At 61.2% G+C, this 21,125-nt stretch carries 18 protein-coding genes; 17 read left to right on the forward strand and 1 reads right to left on the reverse strand.

Going from position 1 to position 21,125, the window contains the following annotated elements:
- Positions 1-189 precede the first annotated feature (189 nt).
- The 17 genes from ABSB13_RS03545 (at position 190) to ABSB13_RS03625 (ending at position 20,134) form a co-directional block, all read left to right on the forward strand.
- The gene (locus ABSB13_RS03545) at positions 190-1,845 is read left to right on the forward strand and encodes a glycosyltransferase family 39 protein (RefSeq protein WP_428105556.1); all 1,656 of its coding nucleotides are present in this window, start codon (positions 190-192) and stop codon (positions 1,843-1,845) included.
- A complete protein-coding gene (locus ABSB13_RS03550) occupies positions 1,842-2,663 on the forward strand; it encodes an FkbM family methyltransferase (RefSeq protein ID WP_428105557.1) in 822 nt (273 codons plus the stop codon). Before ABSB13_RS03545 ends, ABSB13_RS03550 begins: the two co-directional genes overlap by 4 nt.
- Positions 2,664-2,773: 110 nt before the next feature.
- Positions 2,774-3,892, forward strand: coding sequence for a glycosyltransferase family 4 protein (locus ABSB13_RS03555; RefSeq protein WP_428105558.1), 1,119 nt, complete (start codon positions 2,774-2,776; stop codon positions 3,890-3,892).
- Complete coding sequence (locus tag ABSB13_RS03560; protein WP_428105560.1) at positions 3,853-5,046, forward strand: glycosyltransferase family 4 protein; 1,194 nt, start codon at positions 3,853-3,855, stop codon at positions 5,044-5,046. The genes ABSB13_RS03555 and ABSB13_RS03560 overlap by 40 nt, the downstream gene beginning before the upstream one ends.
- A 28-nt stretch (positions 5,047-5,074) precedes the next feature.
- Positions 5,075-6,010 (forward strand): hypothetical protein, encoded by a 936-nt coding sequence (locus ABSB13_RS03565; protein ID WP_428105561.1) that lies wholly within the window; start codon positions 5,075-5,077, stop codon positions 6,008-6,010.
- 46 nt (positions 6,011-6,056) lie between these two features.
- Positions 6,057-7,154: a CgeB family protein gene (locus tag ABSB13_RS03570; protein WP_428105562.1), complete on the forward strand. Its 1,098-nt coding sequence runs from the start codon at positions 6,057-6,059 to the stop codon at positions 7,152-7,154.
- A complete protein-coding gene (locus tag ABSB13_RS03575) occupies positions 7,147-8,652 on the forward strand; it encodes a DUF8712 domain-containing protein (protein ID WP_428105564.1) in 1,506 nt (501 codons plus the stop codon). The genes ABSB13_RS03570 and ABSB13_RS03575 overlap by 8 nt, the downstream gene beginning before the upstream one ends.
- Positions 8,630-10,081, forward strand: coding sequence for a spermidine synthase family protein (locus tag ABSB13_RS03580; RefSeq protein WP_428105565.1), 1,452 nt, complete (start codon positions 8,630-8,632; stop codon positions 10,079-10,081). Before ABSB13_RS03575 ends, ABSB13_RS03580 begins: the two co-directional genes overlap by 23 nt.
- A gap of 115 nt (positions 10,082-10,196) precedes the next feature.
- Complete coding sequence (locus ABSB13_RS03585; RefSeq protein WP_428105567.1) at positions 10,197-10,850, forward strand: class I SAM-dependent methyltransferase; 654 nt, start codon at positions 10,197-10,199, stop codon at positions 10,848-10,850.
- Positions 10,851-10,891: 41 nt separating this feature from the next.
- Positions 10,892-12,151 carry a glycosyltransferase gene (locus tag ABSB13_RS03590; RefSeq protein ID WP_428105568.1) on the forward strand — a complete coding sequence of 420 codons (1,260 nt, stop codon included), beginning with the start codon at positions 10,892-10,894 and terminating at the stop codon, positions 12,149-12,151.
- Entirely contained in the window at positions 12,148-13,671 is a 1,524-nt protein-coding gene (locus ABSB13_RS03595; protein ID WP_428105569.1) for a hypothetical protein, read from the forward strand. Before ABSB13_RS03590 ends, ABSB13_RS03595 begins: the two co-directional genes overlap by 4 nt.
- Entirely contained in the window at positions 13,665-15,416 is a 1,752-nt protein-coding gene (locus ABSB13_RS03600) for a carbamoyltransferase family protein (RefSeq protein ID WP_428105571.1), read from the forward strand. The genes ABSB13_RS03595 and ABSB13_RS03600 overlap by 7 nt, the downstream gene beginning before the upstream one ends.
- A 94-nt stretch (positions 15,417-15,510) precedes the next feature.
- Positions 15,511-16,545: an NAD-dependent epimerase/dehydratase family protein gene (locus ABSB13_RS03605; protein WP_428105572.1), complete on the forward strand. Its 1,035-nt coding sequence runs from the start codon at positions 15,511-15,513 to the stop codon at positions 16,543-16,545.
- Positions 16,546-16,549: 4 nt separating this feature from the next.
- Positions 16,550-17,842, forward strand: coding sequence for a glycosyltransferase family 4 protein (locus tag ABSB13_RS03610; protein WP_428105573.1), 1,293 nt, complete (start codon positions 16,550-16,552; stop codon positions 17,840-17,842).
- Positions 17,843-17,853: 11 nt separating this feature from the next.
- Positions 17,854-18,216 (forward strand): cupin domain-containing protein, encoded by a 363-nt coding sequence (locus ABSB13_RS03615; RefSeq protein WP_424671256.1) that lies wholly within the window; start codon positions 17,854-17,856, stop codon positions 18,214-18,216.
- Positions 18,217-18,359: 143 nt separating this feature from the next.
- Entirely contained in the window at positions 18,360-19,376 is a 1,017-nt protein-coding gene (gene gmd / locus ABSB13_RS03620; protein ID WP_428105576.1) for a GDP-mannose 4,6-dehydratase, read from the forward strand.
- 155 nt (positions 19,377-19,531) lie between these two features.
- Positions 19,532-20,134, forward strand: a complete 603-nt coding sequence (locus ABSB13_RS03625; protein WP_428105577.1) for a secondary thiamine-phosphate synthase enzyme YjbQ — start codon at positions 19,532-19,534, stop codon at positions 20,132-20,134.
- Between the two features lie 24 nt (positions 20,135-20,158).
- Here the strand turns inward: ABSB13_RS03625 and ABSB13_RS03630 are convergent.
- Positions 20,159-21,125, reverse strand: a 967-nt coding sequence (locus tag ABSB13_RS03630; protein WP_428105579.1) for a vitamin B12 dependent-methionine synthase activation domain-containing protein, incomplete at its 5' end; no start/stop codon positions are given.

The following is a 21,125-nucleotide window of genomic DNA, read 5'->3' on the forward strand; positions in this document are numbered from 1 at the left end:
CCTCGAATGGGGCCACGCCCCGGTCCACGAGCTGGCTCTAAGTGACCGCGCGATTCTTTTGCGCGCGCCCGATGCTTTCGCCGCGGCTGCGGCGCAGCCTGTCAGGTTCACCGTTTTTGGAAGAACGTCCGCAATGAATCGGCAATCATGAACATCCTGGAACGAGCCCGTCTTCTACCCGGTTAACTCATGACCAACGCCGTCGCCGCGTCTCACACGCCGGGTCTTCCCGGACGCGCCAATACCCAAAGCCGCGAGCCGCGTGGCGAGCTGATTCGATGGTTTTCGAAACCGGCGACTGCGCTTGCGCTCATCGTCGTGTCCGGCGCGGCGCTGCGAATCCTAAAAATCACCGACTACAGCCTCTGGGGTGACGAGGGCTTCAGCGCCGCTATCGTGATGCAGCCGTGGCGCCCATTTTGGCTGTCGATACTTTACGAGCCATGGACCGCGTTTTACTTCGTGCTCTTGAAACCCTGGACGCTCTGTTTTGGGACCGGCGAGGTGGCGCTGCGCTCGTTGTCGGTAGTGTTGGGCCTCGTGGCTATCGTGGCGATCTATTATCTCGGTGAGCGGCTCTTCAGCCGCCGGGCAGGATTGATCGCGGCCGCGATGACCGCCGTCAGCCCGGTGCAAATCTGGTATTCCCAGGAGGTGCGCGGCTATTCGCTCTATGTACTTCTGAGCGCCCTGTGCTGGCTCGCGTTTCTGGCGGCTCTTCACAATTCCCGGCCGCGAAATCTGAGCATATGGTCCGTGCTGATGGTGCTCATGGGTTATTGCCATTTTATTGGATTGGGCATTATCCCCGCGCAATGGGTCTGCATCGCGATTCGGCGTCCCGATTTATCCTCCGTCAAGCGCCTCGCTCTGGCGACCGCGGCCGCCGCAGTCGCTTTGGCGCTAATTCCGATTTTCATGGTGACGCTGAACTCCGGACAGGCAGGCTGGATTGCTCCGCTTTCATGGGCGGAGATCGCCGATGTTTTCGTGACAGTCTCAGGTGGGCTTCACGGCAATGCCGGTGCGATTTTCTGCCTGACTTATGTCCTGCTTCTGATCTGGGCCTTTCTCGGGTCATTTCAAAAGGGCAACGATCGGTCAGGATGGGAGAGTTGCGCATTTGCGTCAGCCGGATTTCTGGTTCCGATCATGGCAACGATTGCGGGCGGGTTTTTCGTGCCGATGCTGATGGGGCGGTATCTCCTGCTTTGCTTTCCGCCTTTCGTAGTACTCGCCGCGCAAGGCCTTTTGACTGTTCGCCCGCGGAAGGCAGCGCTCATCGTGGTCGCCGCACTTGTCGCCTTGACCGCGTGGGAACTGCGCGACTCCTACAATTTAGAATCACGGGATGACTGGCGCAGCACGGCTCAATACGTGATGAGGCACGGCCAACCCGGCGACGCTGCGATTTTCGTCACTCCGGAGTGCCGCTACGCGTTCCAATATTACGCCGCACGAGAACCAAACACTGCTGCCTTCCCCGTTATACTGGGCGAGAACCGCGACCTCGTGGACGGGATTCGAATCGTGACGAATCGGTTCCCGTCCTATACCAGCGGCGTGCTGGGGAAGGTCGGTTCACTCCCGAAGAGTTACCGTCGCATTTGGCTCATGAAGCCGGGCAGTATTGATCTCGATCCGCGCGACCCGAACAAACGGGAATCCGTGCAGTTGGCTGCCGCGCTGGCGCACGAATACCGGACCCATCCTCCAGTCATCTTCAACGGAGTATCGGTGTGGCTCTACGACACGCCCGATGCTTCCGCCGCTGCTGCGGCGCAGCCTGTCAGGTCCGCCGTTCCACGGCTTGCCGCAGCGCCCACAATGAATCGGAAATCATGAACATCCTGGAACGAGCCGGCGCTGCAATCCGTCACGCACCGGGGTTGGAACATGCCGACTGGCTGTGGGACCGGATCCGGCCTGCGTACGATCGGATGCTGGCGACAATTGCGCGTGGTCACGGCCTGGAACGGGTGATCAATGGCACTGACACGATCCGCCTGAGCCCGCAGTCGCGTGGGTTCGTTGCGCAAGAGTATGAACCGGCGGTCTGGGGCCGCGTGATGCACGAAGTCAGGACGGGCGACCAGGTGGTGGAAGTCGGCGCAAGTTTTGGACTCTACGCGCTGGCGTTCGCGGGACGAGTCGGGGAGGCGGGCCATGTCACGGCGTTCGAACCCGATCCTCAGAGTGCCTCGGCTCTGGAAGCCAACGTCAGAGTCAACGGCTGGCAAGACAGAATAACCGTGATCAGAGCCGCGGTCGGCCAGCGCAGCGGACAAGTCCGCTTTGCCGCGGCGCGGGGAATGGAATCGCGAATCGAGACGCGTTCGGATTCGGGCGACGGCGTGATTACGGTGCCGCTTGTCACGCTCGACGGGCAGCTGGCCGGCGGGAGAATCGATGTCATGAAAATCGACGTCGAGGGCTTCGAGCAGCAGGTTATCCAGGGTGCGCGAACGATCCTGACTGAACAGCATCGGCGTCCCCGGGCGATCCTGCTGGAAGTGCATCCTTTCGCGTGGGCGGAGACGGGCACGACCAGCGCGAGCTTTCTCGGCCTGCTGGATGAATTGGGCTTCAAAGTCGAGGATATGGGGGGCGCCGCGGTTTCGAGCATCAGCGAATACGGGCACGTGATCGCGCTTCGGAAATGAAACCCCGATTGCTTATCACGATATACGCGAATCCGGATTATTATCCGCCGACAGTGTATGCAGTTCGGATACTAAGTAGCTATTTCACGATACACATTCTTTGCCGGAACATGGCCGAGCCGATTGAAGAATGGCCCGCCGATGTGACTATCGAGCGATTCGGCGCGTACGCGTCGCCGCGCGAAAAAGAAGCGGCGAGCGCGGGTGCAAAGCTGATCGAATATGCGAAATTCATCGCGCGGACGCGCGCGCTGGTCAAGCAGATGCAGCCGGCGATTGTCTATTCGTACGACCCGCACGCGTTGGTCGCAAGCATTGTCGGGCGGATGGGCGGGAGAGCGACGCCGCTGATATTTCAGCTCCACGAGTTGCCGGAGACGGCGAGTCTCTCGTGGACCTCGATGCAAACGTGGGTCGTAAAGGCGGCGTTAACCGGCACCAAGTCGGCAGATGCAGCAGTGTTTCCGGAAAAGTATCGCGCCCGCCACTGGCTAACGGCTGCGGGAGACTCGCGCGCGCCGATAATCGTGCCGAATTGTCCCGGTCGGAGTTACTATCCCGGGCCGGCAGATTGGAACGAGACGATCGCGATGAGATATCGCGCGCGGGAAGTGGTTTACGTCGGCTACGCGAGCGCCGCCAACGGCCATCTGGAGGGACTGCGTGCGCTAGCGATGACGGACGGCAGCATTCGGATGCGGGTGATCGGCGGCTATCTTGCCGAATTCGAGGCGAGCTTCAACGCGCTCGGACGCGAGCTTGGCGTCACGGATCGAGTGCGGCTGGACGGATGGCTGGCGCTTGATGAGTTGCGAGCGCGGGCTTCCCGCGCGTCGGTGGGACTCGCGCTCCACAAACCGGCGACGAAGAATCTGGAATACCTGGGATCGGCGAGCAACAAGCTGTTCGAATACGCGGCGATGGGATTGCCGGTGGTAGTGCCGGATCGCGAGAGCTACCGAGGCTTCCTGGGCGATGCGGAGTGGGTGACGTATGCCGACATCGAAGATCCGGGATCGATCGCGCGCGCGATCACGTCGATCTTCGCGGACCGCGAGCGATACGCCACGATGAGCCGCGCGGCGCGGCGCGCATTCGAGGAACAATATAACTACGAGCGGGTCTTTGCCCCGGTGCTCGATCGCATTTTCGAATTGAGCGGTATGGCGAACCCCAGCCAGGTTCCGGCATGCGATCTTACGCAGCCGCAGGCAACGCCGGCGTCATGAAGGTCTGTGTTGCGAGCGCCGGCCCGTTTCACGTTTTCGATCTGGCGCGCCAGATGGAACGCCTCGGCCATCTGGCCCGCTTCTACACCGCCTATCCGCGCTTCAAGGTGGATGGACTGCCGGCTGCGAAAGTAAGCAGCTTCCCCTGGATCATGGGACCGGCCGCGCTCGCGGGACGTCTTGGAATGCCGGGACTGCGCGAGCGCCTGAATTTTCCGATGATCGAAACGTTCGACCGCTGGATGGCGAAACGGCTCGCGCCGTGCGACGTGTTCCATTGCCTATCCAGCTTCGGCTTGCAGAGCCATCGAGCGGCGCGCTCAAGGCACGGCGCGCTTACGGTGTGCGATCGGGGCTCATCGCATATCACATTCCAAAATGAGATTTTGCGCGATGAATACGAGCACTACGGCATCCCGTATCGCGGGATCGACGCGCGCATCGTCGAACGCGAGCTTGCCGAGTACGAATTCTGCGACCTGATCAGCGTGCCGTCGAGCTTCTCGATCCGATCGTTCGTCGAGAAGGGCGTGGCGCGCGACAAGCTGCGGCTCAATCCCCTGGGCGTCGATCTCTCGATGTTCCATCCGATGCCCAAGCGCGACGCAGTCTTCCGCGTGCTGTTTGTCGGTTCGATTTCGATTCGCAAGGGAATCGCTTACCTGCTCGAGGCGGTCAAGCGCGCGGGGATTGGGGCGCTCGACCTGGTGCTGATTGGGCAGGTCGATAAGGACGCGGCGCGCATCGTCGCCAAGTGCGATGTGCCGCTGCGCCAGCTGGGCGTGCTCCCCCGCACTGAGCTCGCCGCGCATTATTCGCAGGCCTCGGTGCTGGTCCTGCCGTCAGTCGAAGACGGCTTCGGGTTGGTCATGGCGCAGGCGATGGCATGCGGCGTCCCGGTGATCGCGACGACCAACACCGGCGCCGAGGATCTGTTCACCGACGGTGTCGAAGGGTTCATCGTTCCGATTCGCGACGGAGCCGCGATTGCCGACAAGATCGTCTTTCTGCGCGAGCATCCGGAGATGCGCGACGCGATGGGCGCCGCCGCTCTTGCCCGGGTGCGCGCGCTGGGCGGATGGAACAGCTACGGCGAGCAGATGGCGGCGATGTATCAGGCCGCACTCGCCGCATGCGCAGCCGCGGGGCGTTGAAATAGTAAAATGGCAACTGGTGGACCGCATGATGCGTGAACAAATGATCGCGCGCGCCAAAGCGCTGATTCGGCCGGTCGCGCGGCATCGGTTTCTGCTCGAGCGCGTGAAATTCCTGGGCGAGACTATACTCAGTGCTGAGCAGGGCAATGACCGATTGTCCGCGATGATCCATCACGGCGGCGCGGCGGGCAAAATTGGCGCGACCGAGATCAAGGTGTCACGAGTTTACCTGCGCCGGCGGGACAAGGGCGGCATCTGTCCCAATTTCGGGCACTATGCATGGTGGGCGCACGTCACCGCGGGCATCTATCCGCCCGATCCGCCGACGCTGTCGCGCTTTTGCCGCGAGTACCTGGAAACGCTCGGAGGTCTCGACCTGCTTGCCGTATGGTTCAACTTCGGCGAGGCGGCCGCGCGCCGGCACTATGCGCCCGGCGCAACGCTGTGCGAGCTTTCCGCGCTTGAACCGTATTACCATGAACGGCCGTGGAGCGCGCAGTTGGCAGGTAAGCGGGTCGTCGTCGTAAGCCCGTTCGAGGATTCGATCCGGGCTCAATATCAGCGGCGGGAAAAGATTTGGGCGGCCAAGCCCGAGGTGCTGCCCGCGTTTGATCTGCGCATCGTGCGCTGCCCGCAGCCTGCGGGAATTATCGAACAGCCGGAATATCCCGACTGGTTCACCGGCCTGGAAGCGCTGAAGGAGCAGCTTGGCGCGCGTCCGTTCGACGTCGCGATTATAGGTGCGGGGGCATGGTCGATACCGCTGGCGATCCATGCGAAGTCGTTGGGCGCCTTCGGGATTCATATGGGCGGAGCGACGCAGCTGCTATTCGGGATTATGGGCGGGCGATGGGTATCCAATGCGCAAATCGGCGCGTTCGTGAACGACGCGTGGACGCGTCCATCCGAAGATGAGCGGCCGCGAAATTACCGCCTTCATGAAAACGGCTCGTACTGGTGAATTGAAGATTGCGTTGATCGGCTCTGTTTGAGAGCGCGGAGACTGCGTGCGAATCCTTTACGTTGAGACAAGCGACTTTCTGCCTGCGAGCGCGCACTTCCTTGAGGCGCTCGAGGCGATGGCGGAGCGCGGCGAATGCGAGTTCACGTTTTTCGATGAAGCCAGGTATCGCCGCGCGCAACGCTCGATCGCGGGGCGAATCGTGCGGCGCATCGTCGGGCACCCGGCCGGTTATCGCGCGCTCAACGCCGCGCTCGTCGCCGAGGCGCAGCGCGTGCACCCCGATCTCGTGCTGATCGGCAAGGGCGCCTACTTCGCTCCCGCCACACTTGCCGCGGTCCGCGCGGCGACGGGAGCATCGATGGTCAACTGGGCCACCGACGATCCTTTCAACCCGGCGAGCAGCACCCGCGACCTGGTTGAATCGATCGCGCTCTACGATCTCTACGTATGCACCAAGCGCGCGATAATGGACGACGTCCGGCGCGCGGGATGCGCCAACGTCGCCTACGTGCGGTTCGGATACAAACCGCAGGTGCATTTCCCCGAGGCGCCCGCCAACGATGACGAGGCGCGGCGCTTCGAATCCGACGTGACATTTATCGGCGGCGGGGACGATGACCGTGCTCCATACTTCGAGACGATCGTCCGCGCAATCCCGGAGCTGCGCATGCATCTGTACGGCGGCTACTGGAATCGCTATCCGAAGCTACGCCCATATTGGCGGGGAAACGCAACCGGACGCGATTTCCGTTTGGCGGTCGGCGGCGCGAAGATAGCGGTGAACCTGGTGAGGCGCGCGAATCGGGACGATCACGTAATGCGCACTTTTGAAATTCCGGCGTGCGGCGGCTTCATGCTCACGGAGAGAAGCGCCACCCACGACGAATTATTTTCCGAAGACAAGGAAGCGGTTTTTTTCAACTCGCCTGATGAATTCGTCGCGAAGGTCCGCAGCTATCTTGGGCGCGATGAAGATAGAGTCAGGATTGCCGCCGCGGGGCATCGCAAAATCACGCAGGGGCGGCATACCTATGGCGATCGGCTGGCGGAGATTATCGAGGCGGTGCGATCGGTGAAAGGATCGCAGAGGCCGGGGACGGTTGGCGGCGCGCAAACCAATGGGATCGAATCGCATGGCTGAACGGTTCGAATCCGCGGCGCCGCATCCGCTCCACGACGAGTGGTATGCGCGAATCACCACGCCGAAGCCGGGGTCCGCCAGTCCGGGCAAGGCGCTGAAGCTGCTCGCGGCGTTCGCAATCGCGTTGATCGCTCTGAACCTCTACGCGCCCGGTGCGCCGACAATCCTGGAGCGAGTATTCGCGTCCGCGATACTGGCATCGCTCGCGCTTCCGGTCTGGCTATGGATGTCAGGCGCGGATCGAACGATCCCGTTCATGCCGTTCCTGACGCTAAACTTCACCTATTACTATGCGCTGCCGGTTTTCCTGTTGAGACACTATGTCATAGGACTGTTCAAGCCGCCGGTTGCCGCGCATTTCATCACGCTGGCGCTTGGATACTCACTACTGGGTCTCTACTGTATGTTCGCCGGATACTATGGACCGGCGAAATGGCTATTCGCACCGATACTACCGCGATTCAGCTTGCAATGGCGCGACGAGCGAGTAGTGAGGATGGTCGCGCTGATGCTGGGAGTCGGGGGATTGTTCTTGTCCTCCTCACATGGGCTGCCCGGGAGCCTGGCCCAGATCGGCGTATTCGCGGCTGACTTATCGATGGTTGGAATCTGCATGCTGGTCGCGCTTCAGTTGGCGGGAAGACTGGATCGGATCACATCGGCGTTCGTCTGGGGGTTTCTGCTTCCGGTCAGAATCGCAATCGGCTTGGGCGGCGGCTCGGCGGCTAGCGGTCTGATAGTCGGCATCACCGTCGCAATGATGTTCGCTTCCGTGCGCCGATCGATCCCGTGGAAGACGCTGCTGCTGGGCACTGTTGTGGCGGTGTTCATCATCCGACCGGCGGAGGTGCCGTATCGCGCGGCGACGTGGGGCGGAAGACAAGCGGACGCGGGTCCGATCGAGAAAGCCCTCCTGTACGGAGATATTGTTTACCGCATCACGATCGGCGGGGCGGTGGATCCGCAAACTCTGATCGAATTCGGAAGCCTGCGCCTGGCGCAATTCACAACGTTCGGCGAAGTAATCGCGGACACGCCCGCATTCGTGCCTTTTTGGCGGGGCGAGTCCTACTATCCGATCCTGTTCAAACCGATTCCGCGTTTCATCATGCCGGACAAGCCCGAAGAGATGAGCGGACAAACCTTTGGCCATCGTTACGGCTTGATCTCCGCAAGGAACACCACCACTTCGCTCAATCTTCCGCAGCTAGTCGAGCTATATGCGAATTTCGGACTAATCGGAGTGATCGCGGGGATGTTCATATTCGGGTTGATCTACCGGCTGCTGATCGAGATGTACGTTCATCCCGGAATGGGGCTCGGCGCCCTGGTTGGCGGCGTTTACGTTTTGTCGAAGTTGGTAGATGTCGGCTCCGCCGCCTCGATCGTTTTCGGCGCGATCCCATGGAGCATTATCTTCATCGCGCTGATTGGCTTGCTGATTGACGCCGCAGAGCTTGACGCGATGACACTCGATGCCACGGTTACAGGCAAGTAGTCCGCCGGTCAGTCACACGATATTGGATTCTGTCTTCCATCGACAAAGCGCCTTATTTAGAGGCGTATTCGCGGTCTGTGTTTTCAGTGCGCTGGCGTTGATCTGGGCTCATCGCTTTCTGCCGATCTCGGATTATCCCGATTGGATTTACGAAGGTCCCATAGTGACAGCGCTTCTTCACGGCAACGCTCCAGCCTCCTACACATTCAAGCACTATCCAGTTCCTTACGCCGGGATAGTAGCGTTGCTCGGACTCCTTGACTTTGCTTTTCCCCCTGAAGTCTCAGGAAAGGTCGCTTTGAGCCTTTGCGTCATACTGTTAGCTCTCTCCTCGACCTATTTGCTGAAATCGCTGAGGCACGACGCCGACAGTCCCCTTTTGCTGATTCCATTGTTGTTCTTATTTAACACCTTCTTCTTCATGGGAGAGCTGGCCTATGTTCTCGGCCTGTCACTCTTCTTTTTCTATTGCGGATATTTATTTCGTCGAATCCACCGGTCGGAGCCGATCAATTGGTGGTTTATCGGCGGCGCATCAATCGCGTTATTTTTCTGTCACTTCATGCCTTATGCGACTGCTATCCTGGTTACTTTGACATTGTGTCTTACCGAGTCACGGATCGGGCTTTTGCGCCCTTTCGCCATTTCCTTCGCGCCATCAATGGGATTGACAATCTGGTACGCAATTGAGCGTTGGTTTCTGAAGGCGAGCGGGCCTGTCTGGGAGTTTTGGACGGTTCATCAAATCGCAGGCCGCTTGCTTGCGGCCTTCTGTCTCTTCCCGGAGTTTCTTCCGTGGGTTGGAATTCACGCGCCCGGGATGAAGGCGTTCGCATTACTCAATCTGGTCGTGGCGATCCTTCTGATCTTCGTGGTACCACTTTGTGTGGTATTTTGGGCTAAGGGCCGCGCCGGGAACCGCGGAGTACTCGCATGCGCGCTCGCTTGCGCATTCGCTGTTATTGCTACCGGGTATGAGTTTTCGGGGATGCTCAGTCCGGGCGAAAGGTTTATCTACCCTGCCGTCTGGATAGGATTGTGCTGGCTGATTGGCGCATGGATACCCCGTGAGGGTTCTCTGGCGAGCCGGGGGCTAACAGTTGTCTTGATCGGCTTACTGGTTTGCCAAATACTCTTTCTCCAGATTAATGTTGGCGCGGCATCGAATGGACTCGCGGCGCTTTACTCAAAACTGCGGTCGGCGAACTCCCGCACAGAGTTCTGCGCGATCTATGAGACCTATGTCCAGCAGAGCTGGGAGAAACCGCATCGTACGGGCGTCGACCTCCTGCTCACAAATCAACCTAGCGCACCGCGGCTGCCATACTACCTTTACCTCGAGGAAAAGGTAGAAGCACCGATCTTTCAGATTGGAATTCTTAGCTATAAGGGTCCCGGAGACAATGAAGACCTTTGCAAGTCTCAGTGACGCATGCGCGGGTGAGCACTGGGGCGCGTCGGCTTCGAAAAGGAACCGTCATGCCTGATCCAGTCACAATTCAACGCGAATATTACCGGCGCACCGCGTCGCGATATGAGGACGAATGAAGCCACGCCACGCCGCTGAGGTCGCCCCGATAGACGAAAATATGCAGCCGACCCAGCTCAGTCATCACACGATCATCTGGCCGGTGGTGGAGAAGTGGCTGCCACCTGCGCCCGCCCGGGTTCTCGATGCCGGCTGCGGCGGGGGACAACTTAGCTATCGGTTGGCTAAGCTGGGCTACCGTGTTACCGGCATCGACTTACCGGGTCCATCACTGGAAAAGGCACGCGCGCTGCTCGCTTCCTCGGATCATCGCTGGGACATTATCTCCGGTTCGGTCGAAGAATTCAGCGGCGCAAACCAGGCCTTCGATGCGGTGGTCTCAATCGAGGTCATCGAGCATCTATATCGGCCCGTGACCTTCTTGAAGAACATGGCGCGCGCATTGCACCCTGGCGGCGTCGTAATCCTGAGTACGCCCTATCACGGCTGGCTCAAGAACGTTGCGATTTCCGCGCTGGGTTTGTGGGATTGGCACCACCAGCCCCTCGATGAAGGCAACCACATCAAGTTCTGGTCCAAGCGGACGCTGAACGGCGCTCTGGTAGCGGCAGGGCTTGAAGCGGTTGAATGGCGAGGTGTCGGACGGATCCCCTTTTTGTGGAAATCAATAATGGTGAAGGCACTCAAACCAACTGAGTATTCCTCATAAGAGGGGAACCGGGTGGCGACTAGCCGCCCAGGATCGTAAGAGTGATTTTTTCAGACGAAGACGCCGGCGCGGTGCGCGTCCTGCACGTAAGTCCGTGCTTCGCACCGGCGTGGGTTTATGGCGGGCTGGTCGAGTCGGCGTATCAGTTCGCCCGGCATCTGGCGCGCGCGGGAGCGGCGGTTCGGGTGCTGACTACGGACGCGAACGGTCCGGGAAAGAAGCTGGACTCGGCGCAGAAGGCACTATGCGCGCGCGGCCAAGGATTCGAAGTTCGCTACTGCGGGCGAATCGCGCGTCAATCGGTATCGCTCGAACTTCTCGGCGCGCTCGCCGATCAGGTGCGCTGGGCCGACGTGGTTCATCTGCACGCGGCGTACTCGTTTCCGACGATTCCAACCTTACTCGCGGCGCGAATGCTGGAACGGCCGGTGGTGTGGACGCCGCATGGCGCGCTGCAGCGCTGGAGCGGGTCGCGGCGAGTGCGGTTCAAGTCGCTGTGGGAGAAGGTGTGCAAGCTGGTTGCGCCGCGCGGGTTGGTGCTTCACCTGACCTCGGAGAGCGAGGTCGAAGAAACTCGCGCACGCTTTCCGCGCGCCAGCATCGAACTAATTCCGAACGGAGTCGAGATTCCGCAATCACTTCATCGCGAGCCACGCGGCGCCGAGCTGCGGCTCGGATTTGTCGGCCGCCTCGATCCCAAGAAGGGAATTGAGAATCTGCTCGCCGCCTGCCGCATGCTCAAAGAGCGCAACGGGCCGGTTTTTTCGCTCGCGATCGCGGGTTCGGGCTCGAGCGACTACGAGGCGAAACTTCGCCGCGAGATCGATCACCTCGATCTGTCCAACGAGGTCGCGCTGCTTGGCGAACTGCGCGGCGAGGAAAAACAGCGGATGTTCGAGCGGACCGACGTCGTCGTGGCGCCGTCGTTCACCGAGAATTTCGGGATAGTGGTAGCCGAAGCGCTTGCTCACGGCGCCGCCGTGATTGCGAGCACCGGTACTCCGTGGAAAGAAGTCGAGCGGACCGGCTGCGGGCTGTGGGTCGGCAACGATCCCGCCAGCCTGGCGGACGCAATCAGCAAAATAAGCTCGATGCCCGTCGCCGAGATGGGCGAGCGCGGGCGGGGTTGGATGGCGGCAAGCTTTTCGTGGGACAAATGCGCGCTGGAAATGCTGGCGCTCTACAAGGACCTGCTGGCGCAGCACGGCGATCGGGATGCTCGCCGCCGCGCATCAGCGGCAAGCCGATGCAGCTCTGCGCGTGGTTGGGCGGACGGAACGCCGCCGCCACCGGGACGATGACAACGTTCGCGCGGCGCGAGTGGTTATTCATTGCACTGGTGGCTGCGTTCGGCGCGATCTTTATGCTCGAGTATCCGGCCTCGTTCGCAATTGCCGACGAGTGCGAGATCCTCTCGCTCGCCTACAGCATCGCGCACGGCACGGTTTATCCCGACCGTGCCGGACTGCTCACCTGGAACCCGTCGATGGAGCTCGCGGCCGGCGGCCACCGCATCGTCAAGTACTCGCCGTTTCACGCGATGCTACTGGCGCCAGCGGTTGCGAGCGACTGGCGGCTCGGGTTCCTGGTGAGTGCGGCGTTTTTCATCGTGGGCGCGTTTGCGGTGCGCGCGATGCTGCGGGAGGCGGGACTCGCGACCGACTGGTGCATCCTGTATTTCATCCTGCCCGGGATGCTCTATTACTCGGCGACGCTGATGGCCGCCGTTCCGAGCGCGGCGATGGGCGCAGTAGGGGCGGCTCTGCTGTGGCGCGAATGCCCGCGCCGCATCTGGGGAGCGCTCGCGCTTGGCGCCGCGGTTCTGCTGCATGAGTGGATGGCGGTATTTGCGATCGCGTCGGCGGGAGCGTGGTGGCTGTCGCGGCCGCGCGCCGGGCGCTGGTCCGACGCGGTGGCGCTCGCGGCGGGCGCCGCGCCGGCGATCATTGCGCTCGGGGCGTACAACTATGCCACCACGGCGTCGGCACTGCGGGGAGGCTACGCGATCAACGGCGAGGCCTTCTGGTTTACCGGCGAGCACTTCGCGTCATTTTTCCCGTTCTACGTCGCATCGATCGTGATTTTCCCGGTGGCAGGACTTGCGGCGCTTTCGCCGCGGTGGTCGCGAGGTTGGCAAACCCCCGCCGCGGTAGCTGCCGTAGTGATAGCAGCGTCGCTCTACGGTTATCGCGACGGCCTTACCAGCGGACTCGCGCCGGCGGCGGCGATGCTCGCGGGCGCGGTACCCGGGCAGCGCTTTATCCTGCCGGCATCGGTAATCGCGTGCATACCGGCGGCGCGCTGGCTCGATCAGCGGCTCGGGCAACGGGGATTCGCCTGGACCACCGCGAGCCGAAGCGCAGCGCTCGCCGCCTTCGTGGCGTGCTTCGGGGTGATAGCCGCGCTCCACGAGGACTTCCTGCGCGCCAATGCGGCGGTACAGACGGCGATCGCGCGCGCGGTTCCAGCCGGAGGACAAATCATGGGCGCCGACGAGGTGCTCAAGGAACTCGCGCCCGTGTACCGAAACGTCCGACTGCGCCAAGTGGCTCCCGACGATCCAAATGTCGCGGCCGCCACCGACTCATACCTGATTTGGATGGGCGCGCCCGGCGCCGAGCCGCCGCCGGATTGGACGCGCGGCAGGAGGACCGAACTGGTCCGTGCGCGGTCGTGGGCATGGAATCGCGATCTCTGGATCGCGTGGCCGCGCGACGCGCACGCAAACGCAGCGGCTTATCTCATCGGTTTGCGCACGGCGACGTGCGCGCAGCAATTTGCCGATATAATGAAAGGTTCAGTTCGCGGTCATCAATGTTAATTGTAGGAATCAACGCATATCACGGCGACGCGAGCGCCGCCGCAATCGTCGACGGCAGGCTGATCGCAGCCGCGGAAGAAGAGCGCTTCAACCGCATCAAGCACGCGGCAGGATTTCCGGTCGAGGCTTTGAAGTATGTGGTGTCTGCGGCAGGCGCGTCGCCGCGCGACATCGACGTCATTGCCGTCGCGCGCGATCCGTGGGCGCGAATCATGCGCAAGGCGTGGTATGCGCTTAAGATGCCGTCGGCCGCGCGCGACCGGTTGAGCGCGCAATCGCGCTTTGCGTCGATCGGCGCGGAAGCGGCGCGCGCGCTGGGGGTCGGCGAGAGTTCGATCCCGGTGCGCCGCGTCGAGCATCATCGCGCGCATCTGGCGAGTTCGTTCCTGGTCTCGCCGTTCGACCAGGCAGCGCTGTTTTCGATCGACGGGTTGGGCGACTTCGCCAGCGCGATGTGGGGCGTCGGGCGCGGCGGTGCGATTTCGCCGATGGGCGTGGTGACATTTCCGCATTCGCTCGGAATCTTCTACACCGCGCTGACGCAGTACCTGGGGTTTCCGAAATACGGCGACGAATACAAGGTGATGGGGCTGGCGTCGTACGGGGCGCCGGAGATGCTCGAGGAGTTCCGCAAGATCGTGATCGCGCCGGACGGCGGGCGCATGGATTTCATGCTCGCGCCGGAATATTTCACCCATCAGAGGTCGGGCGGGGAGATGACGTGGCGCGCAGGCGAGCCCACGATAGGCAGGCTGTACTCGGACTTCCTGGTGACCCGGCTGGGCCCGGTGCGCGATCCGGCCGAGCCGGTGAACAAACGCCATATCGCGATCGCGGCGTCGATGCAGCGGCGGCTCGAGGAAGTGATACTCGATCGGCTGCGCAACCTGCAGCGCGCGACCGGACTGAAAAAGCTCTGCCTTGCGGGCGGCGTCGCCTACAACTGCGTCGTCAACGGCAAGATCCTGGAGCAGACGGGCTTCGAGGACATCTATATACAGTCGGCGGCGGGCGACGCGGGGCTGGCGATAGGCGCGGCTTTCGATCGATGGCATTCGAGCGCATCGCGGCCGCGCGAGTTTGTGATGGAGCACGCCAATTGGGGTCCCGAATTCCGCGCCGATGAGATCGCGGTATTACTCAGTTCGCGCGAATCTGAAATAGCCACTCAGGGCTGCGTGATTAGCAAGATCGAAGATGAAGACGAACTCTGCCGCGTGACTGCGGCGACGATCGCGGATGGGCAGGTCGTGGGATGGTTCCAGGGGCGGATGGAGTGGGGTCCGCGGGCGCTGGGCAATCGCAGTATCGTGGCCGATCCGCGCCGGGCCGGGATGCGCGACATCCTGAATTCGAAAATCAAGCGCCGCGAAATGTTCCGGCCCTTTGCGCCGTCGATTCTGGAGGAAGCCGCCGCTGACTACTTCACGCAGTCGTATCCGTCACCGTTCATGCTGATGGCATACCCGGTGCGGCCCGAGAAGCGCGCGGTAATTCCGGCCACGACGCACGTTGATGGAACGGGAAGGCTACAGACAGTCAATGCGCGGCAGAACCCGCTATACCACAAGCTGATCCGCGAGTTCGGCCGTCAGACGGGAGTACCAGTGCTGCTCAACACCTCCTTTAACGAAAACGAGCCGGTGGTTTGCCGTCCTGAAGAGGCGCTCGATTGCTTTCTCAGAACGAAAATGGACCTGCTGGTAATGGGACCTTTCACCATTCGCCGTGGCGACGGGAATTAGCTATCGTCGCGGGCCGAAAGATGCGTATCATCATACCTATAACGTCAAGTCACGAAGCTGGGTTAGTCTTGCACACCAAGCATAGGAGTTGTTCATGAAGAGGGTCCTGGTCACTGGAGCCGGTGGTTTCATCGGCCACCATCTGGTGAGTTATCTCAAGAGAAGGGGCGACTGGGTACGCGGCGCGGATCTGAAACGCCCCGAATATGAGCCGAGCGCGGCCGACGACTTTGCGCTGTTAGACCTGCGCCGGTGGGAAAACTGCCTGAAGGCGACCGATGGAATCGACGAGGTGTACGCGCTCGCCGCCGACATGGGAGGAATGGGTTTCATCTCGGCGCATCACGCCGAGATTCTCCGCAACAATTCGTTGATTAACATTCACACGATTGACGCGGCGCGCGAGAATGGCGCGAAGCGCTACCTGTACACCTCGTCCGCCTGCGTTTACCCGGAGTACAGGCAGACCGACGCGAATGTCACGCCGCTCAAAGAAGAAGACGCCTACCCGGCGCAGCCGCAGGACGCCTATGGTTGGGAGAAGCTCATAACCGAGCACCTCTGCACTCACTACCGGGAAGATTACGGGCTCGAGACGCGCATCGTGCGCTTCCATAACATCTTTGGCCCGCTGGGCACCTGGGATGGCGGTCGCGAGAAGGCGCCTGCCGCGTTGTGCCGCAAGGTGTCGCTCGCCAAGCTTAACGGGCAATCCGAGATCGAGATCTGGGGCGACGGCGAGCAGACGCGCTCGTTCTGTTACATCGACGATTGCGTGGAAGGCATCTACCGGTTGATGCGCTCGGATTATCGGGAGCCGCTCAATCTTGGCCAGGATCGACTCGTGACTATTAACCAACTCGCCGATATTGTCGCTGCGGCGGCGGGGATCAGCATAACCAAAAAGCACGTAGCAGGCCCGCAAGGCGTGCGCGGCCGCAATTCTGACAACACACGGCTGCGCGCAGTCCTTCACTGGGAGCCTGAGATAAGCCTGGAAGAAGGTTTCAGGCGCACCTATCTCTGGATCGATCATCAGGTGCGCGCGGCCAATCATCGGGTCGCGTCCAGGTCATCCGGTCCACTGGAGAATCCATCGAGCGCCGTGCGCCGCGGCTCCGCATCGTAATCCTATGGCAGGCGCGAAAAAGCAAAGTGCTTTTTCGCCGGCGCCGCCAGAACCGGCGCGCGATTTCTGGCGCCGTTCAATTCCGGTTAGTCAAACGCGAGTACTATTCTTAAACCGTTCGTTCTGGCCTGACCGCGAAGCTACCGGTCAATTCCTGACCGAACTTTGCGACGACCTTTCGCGGGATCACGAAGTTACAATCGTGGCGGGGCCGTCGCGTGAGAGGGGTTCCGCGGGCTTTCATTTGTGGTCGCACGAACAACGCGGCAGGGTTTCGATCGTGCGCACCTGGGGGACGGGATTTTCAAAGTCGAACCTGCTCGGCCGATTAGTCAATCTGGGTACCTACTACCTATTGGCGGCAGTAGTGGCATTGCGGCTGCCGCGCCCCGATGTAATAGTCGCCGAGACCGACCCTCCGCTGCTCGGCGCGCTGGCGGCGGTGCTGAAACGGCGCTGGGGATGCAGGCTGATTTACAACGTGCGGGATCTTTATCCCGATATCGCGGAAGCTACCGGCGGAGTGCGCAACCCGTTGCTGCTCGGGTTGCTGCGCCGCGCCAACGACTACGCCTACAAACGGTCCGACCTGATCGTGACGCTCGGCCATGATATGGCGGCTCGAATCGTCAACAAGGGCGTTCCGGCGGACAAGGTGGTGGTGGTTCCGGATTGGGTCGATTGCGGACGCATCCGTCCGCTCGAGAGCAATCCGTTCCGGCGCAACTTCGGGAAAAAGTTTGTCGTGATGTATTCGGGCAACATCGGACTTTCGCAGCAACTCGAGGCCGTGCTCGAGGCCGCCGACCGGCTGCGCGATGACGAGCGCATTCTGTTCGCAATGATCGGCGAAGGCGCGCGCAAAAAGTGGCTCGAGGAACGGGCGCGCTCGATGGGATTGCCCAACGTGATTTTCCTGCCCTATCAGCCGCTGGAGAATCTCGCCGAGTCGCTGACTGCCGCCGATCTCCATCTCATTCCGCTCGCGCCGGGTGCGGCGGGATGCCTGGTGCCGAGCAAGATTTACGGTATCCTGGCGGCAGGCCGGCCGTTCATCGCAATGATGGAGGCGAGTGCCGAGGTTGCGCAAATCGCGCGCGAAAACGCGGTCGGTTTTGTCGTGCGGCCGGGCGACATCGATGGTCTCGTCGGCGCGATCCGCGAGGCGGTCGATGCGCCGGAACGCCTCAAGCAGATGGGTGTGCGGGCGCGACGCCTGGCAGAGCTGCGGTTCGATCGGATCAAAGTTACCGGCAGGTTCGGCTCGGTGCTGGCCGGCGTCGCGATGAATAACTAACGGGATAAAAGATGAATCGAGCACGAAAACCGGTCCGGATTGTGCCCAAGGGATGGGGCCGCGAGGTATGGATTGCAAACGGCGACCTCTACTGCGGGAAAATTCTCGAAATTCGCAAGGGCAAGAAGTGCTCGCTGCATTACCACAAGCTCAAGACCGAATCGTTCTACCTGCGCAGCGGCAGGTTGCTGGTGCGAATCAAGGAGTCGCCGGAAAGCGCCACGATCGAGGAGTTCGAATTGAGCGCGGGCGAATGCATGGACGTGCCGATCGGATTGGTTCATCAGATGGAAGCGCTCGAGGACGCCGAGCTGTTTGAATTTTCCACCCAGCACTTTGACAGCGATTCGCATCGGCTGGTGCGCGGCGACTGAATCCGGGAGCGGCGCAAATCGATTGAAGTGCCTGCACAGGCGCGGCGAAATACGCCGCGCCTTTTTTATTTCCGGCCACAGGCTGTTTTTTGCGCTCTGGCGGAAGTGGTATATTATGCGGCGCCGCGCGGTGCGGCGTTCAGATGGCAAAAGTAGCATTGATTACCGGAGTGACCGGACAAGACGGTTCCTACCTGGCCGAGTTTCTTCTGAAAAAGGGCTGCGAAGTGCATGGGATGGTGCGGCGCACTTCGAGTTTCGCCACCGGGCGAATCGATCATTTGCGCAAGGGCTTCGGACCCAATTCCGAAGGTTTGCAGCTGCACTACGGCGACCTCGGCGATGGCACCGGGCTTAGGCGGATCATCGAGCAGGTGCGTCCCGACGAGGTTTACAATCTCGCCGCGCAGTCGCACGTGCGCATCTCATTCGATCAACCCGAATACACGGCCGATGTCGTAGGCCTGGGGGCGCTGCGGCTGCTCGAGGCGCTGCGCGATCACAACAAGCGCCGTGGGCGGGCTGCGCGGCTGTACCAGGCGGGATCGTCGGAGATGTTCGGCAAGGTGAGGGAAACTCCGCAGCGCGAGACCACGCCGTTTCATCCGCGCAGTCCTTACGCGTGCGCCAAAGTCTATGCGCACTGGCAGACGATCAATTATCGCGAAGCGTACGGGCTGTTCGCCTGCAACGGAATCCTGTTCAACCACGAGTCACCGAGGCGCGGCGAAAATTTCGTCACGCGCAAAATCACGCGCAGCGCGACGCGAATCAAGCTCGGCCTCCAGGAGAAGCTCGCACTGGGAAACCTGGACGCGCACCGCGACTGGGGATTCGCCGGCGACTACGTCGAGGCTATGTGGCTGATGCTGCAGCAGGAGCAGCCCGATGACTACGTAATCGCCACGGGCGAGACCCATTCGGTGCAGGAGTTTCTCGAAGTCGTGTTCGATCGCCTGAAATTGAAATGGCAGGATCACGTCGAGATCGATCAGCGATTCTTCCGTCCCGCGGAAGTCGATGCGCTGATCGGTGACGCCTCGAAGGCGAAGCGCCAACTCGGTTGGGAGCCCAAGGTGAAGTTCGAACAGCTCGCCGAATTGATGGTCGAAGCGGATCTCGAGCTTGCCGAACGCGAACTGCGCGGCAACCCGCACTAGCAAATCCTGTTACGCACGTAACCTGACCGACTGACCGCGTAGCGGTCAGTCGGTCAAATCGCTTCATATGAATTGCCCTGCTCGCAGCGTGGTGCTTACGATACATGATCGATCATTCACTCGATCATCGCTTGTACTTCATTGAAGGAACTGAGATGCCAGAAAAAGCTTATCCCGCGCGGACGATATTTCGGACGAGCGCGTCGCGCTCGCGCCATTGGGTCATGCTTTCCGATTCGATCCTGGATATCGCCACCGTCGAGCCCATTCAATTCATCGACCTCACGGATTACATCAGCAAGCATCTGACGATGAACGGGGTCGAGAGCGGTACAGTGACTGTGTTCTCACGGCACACGACGGCGGCGATCAAGATCAATGAAGCGGAAGAGTTGCTGATCGAGGACTTCAAGAAGATGCTGCGCGAGCTAATTCCCTCGGAGCGCGGCTACAACCATAACGACATGAGCCGTCGCAAGCCGCCGATAGCTCCCGACGAACGCCCCAACGCGCATTCGCATTTGATGCATCTGCTGCTTTCGACCAGCGAGACGATTCCGGTGATCGACGGCCGCCTGGCGCTTGGCACCTGGCAGCGCGTCTTCATGGTCGAGCTCGATGGACCCCGCGAGCGCCAGGTGATGATCCGATGCGAGGCGTATCATACGCACGAGAAGGCGGAGGCCGTGGAACTGCACGCGGTTGACGGCGGCAATGGGCGCAACGGCGCGACGCAGCATCGCGCGCAGCTCAAGTAATTCCGAAATCGCTCAAATGGATGGCTAGCCGGCGGCGCGCTTGACGGCGGCGGCTTCGAATTCGCGTTCGAGCCGCTCGATATCAGCCGGTGAGAGGCTGAAATATCTGGCCTCTGGATGATGGAAGACGACGGCGCTGACGGAGCTTTCCGGGTCCATCATGAAACCGTCGGTCAATTGCACGCCGATCGCATTCTTCTCGACCTCGAGGAGGCGGAACAGCGGCGCCTGATCCTCGAGACGGGGACAAGCAGGATAGCCGAACGAGAAGCGCTTGCCGTGATAGTGCGCCTGCACGAGATCCTTGAGCGAGAGTCCCGGCGGATCGCCGATTCCCCACATCTGGCGAATCTTCGCGTGCAGCAACTCGGCAAACGCCTCGGCGCCCTCGAGCGCGAGCACCTGCAGGATATGCGAGCGCAGATAGTCGCCCTTGTTCTTCCAATCCTCCGCGAGCGCGCGCACCCCGGCGCCGATCGTCGTGACAAACATGCACAAATAATCGGTGCGGCCGGATTCGCGCGCCGCGACGTAGTCGGCCAGACACAAATGCGGCGCGTCGCTCTGGCGGCCAAAAATGAACGAATCGAGCACCGTTTTGCCGTCGGGTGAATAGATCATGACGGTGCGATCGCCGTCCGACTGCGCGGGGAAAAACCTGTACACGGCGCTGGCGGAAATGTCTCCGCGCGCAAGGATCTTCTGTGCGACTTCCTCGACCCGATCGTGAAGTTCCCGCGCCTTCGAGTCGCCGGCCGCGAACGCCTCGACAAAGTTCTGAAAGCCGAGATGCTTGGCGTAGAGATTCTTGGGATTGATATATTCGAAAATCTCGCCGAGATCGTAATTGCGGATCACGTGAGTCTTGAGGTCGGGCGGTTTGGGGATCTCGACGTCGCGACGCACCGATGAAGTGCGTGGCGCCGCGTCCGCGCTCGCATCGACGACCTTGGGCGCGGTCTCGAGCATCTTCCTGGACTGCTCGGCAAGC

The organism is Binatus sp. (SeqCode) (assembly GCF_050013435.1).
GTDB lineage: Bacteria > Desulfobacterota > Binatia > Binatales > Binataceae > Binatus.

Bases quoted from the DNA above. Each gene is read 5' to 3' on its own strand.
- ABSB13_RS03565 (WP_428105561.1), top strand. From the start codon at position 5,075: ATGATGCGTGAACAAATGATCGCGCGCGCCAAAGCGCTGATTCGGCCG.
- ABSB13_RS03605 (WP_428105572.1), top strand. From the start codon at position 15,511: ATGAAGAGGGTCCTGGTCACTGGAGCCGGTGGTTTCATCGGCCACCAT.
- ABSB13_RS03545 (WP_428105556.1), top strand. From the start codon at position 190: ATGACCAACGCCGTCGCCGCGTCTCACACGCCGGGTCTTCCCGGACGC.
- ABSB13_RS03610 (WP_428105573.1), top strand. From the start codon at position 16,550: ATGGCAGGCGCGAAAAAGCAAAGTGCTTTTTCGCCGGCGCCGCCAGAA.
- ABSB13_RS03595 (WP_428105569.1), top strand. From the start codon at position 12,148: ATGACAACGTTCGCGCGGCGCGAGTGGTTATTCATTGCACTGGTGGCT.
- gmd (WP_428105576.1), top strand. From the start codon at position 18,360: ATGGCAAAAGTAGCATTGATTACCGGAGTGACCGGACAAGACGGTTCC.
- ABSB13_RS03555 (WP_428105558.1), top strand. From the start codon at position 2,774: ATGGCCGAGCCGATTGAAGAATGGCCCGCCGATGTGACTATCGAGCGA.
- ABSB13_RS03550 (WP_428105557.1), top strand. From the start codon at position 1,842: ATGAACATCCTGGAACGAGCCGGCGCTGCAATCCGTCACGCACCGGGG.
- ABSB13_RS03580 (WP_428105565.1), top strand. From the start codon at position 8,630: ATGCCACGGTTACAGGCAAGTAGTCCGCCGGTCAGTCACACGATATTG.
- ABSB13_RS03585 (WP_428105567.1), top strand. From the start codon at position 10,197: ATGAAGCCACGCCACGCCGCTGAGGTCGCCCCGATAGACGAAAATATG.
- ABSB13_RS03575 (WP_428105564.1), top strand. From the start codon at position 7,147: ATGGCTGAACGGTTCGAATCCGCGGCGCCGCATCCGCTCCACGACGAG.
- ABSB13_RS03560 (WP_428105560.1), top strand. From the start codon at position 3,853: ATGCGATCTTACGCAGCCGCAGGCAACGCCGGCGTCATGAAGGTCTGT.
- ABSB13_RS03615 (WP_424671256.1), top strand. From the start codon at position 17,854: ATGAATCGAGCACGAAAACCGGTCCGGATTGTGCCCAAGGGATGGGGC.
- ABSB13_RS03625 (WP_428105577.1), top strand. From the start codon at position 19,532: ATGCCAGAAAAAGCTTATCCCGCGCGGACGATATTTCGGACGAGCGCG.
- ABSB13_RS03600 (WP_428105571.1), top strand. From the start codon at position 13,665: ATGTTAATTGTAGGAATCAACGCATATCACGGCGACGCGAGCGCCGCC.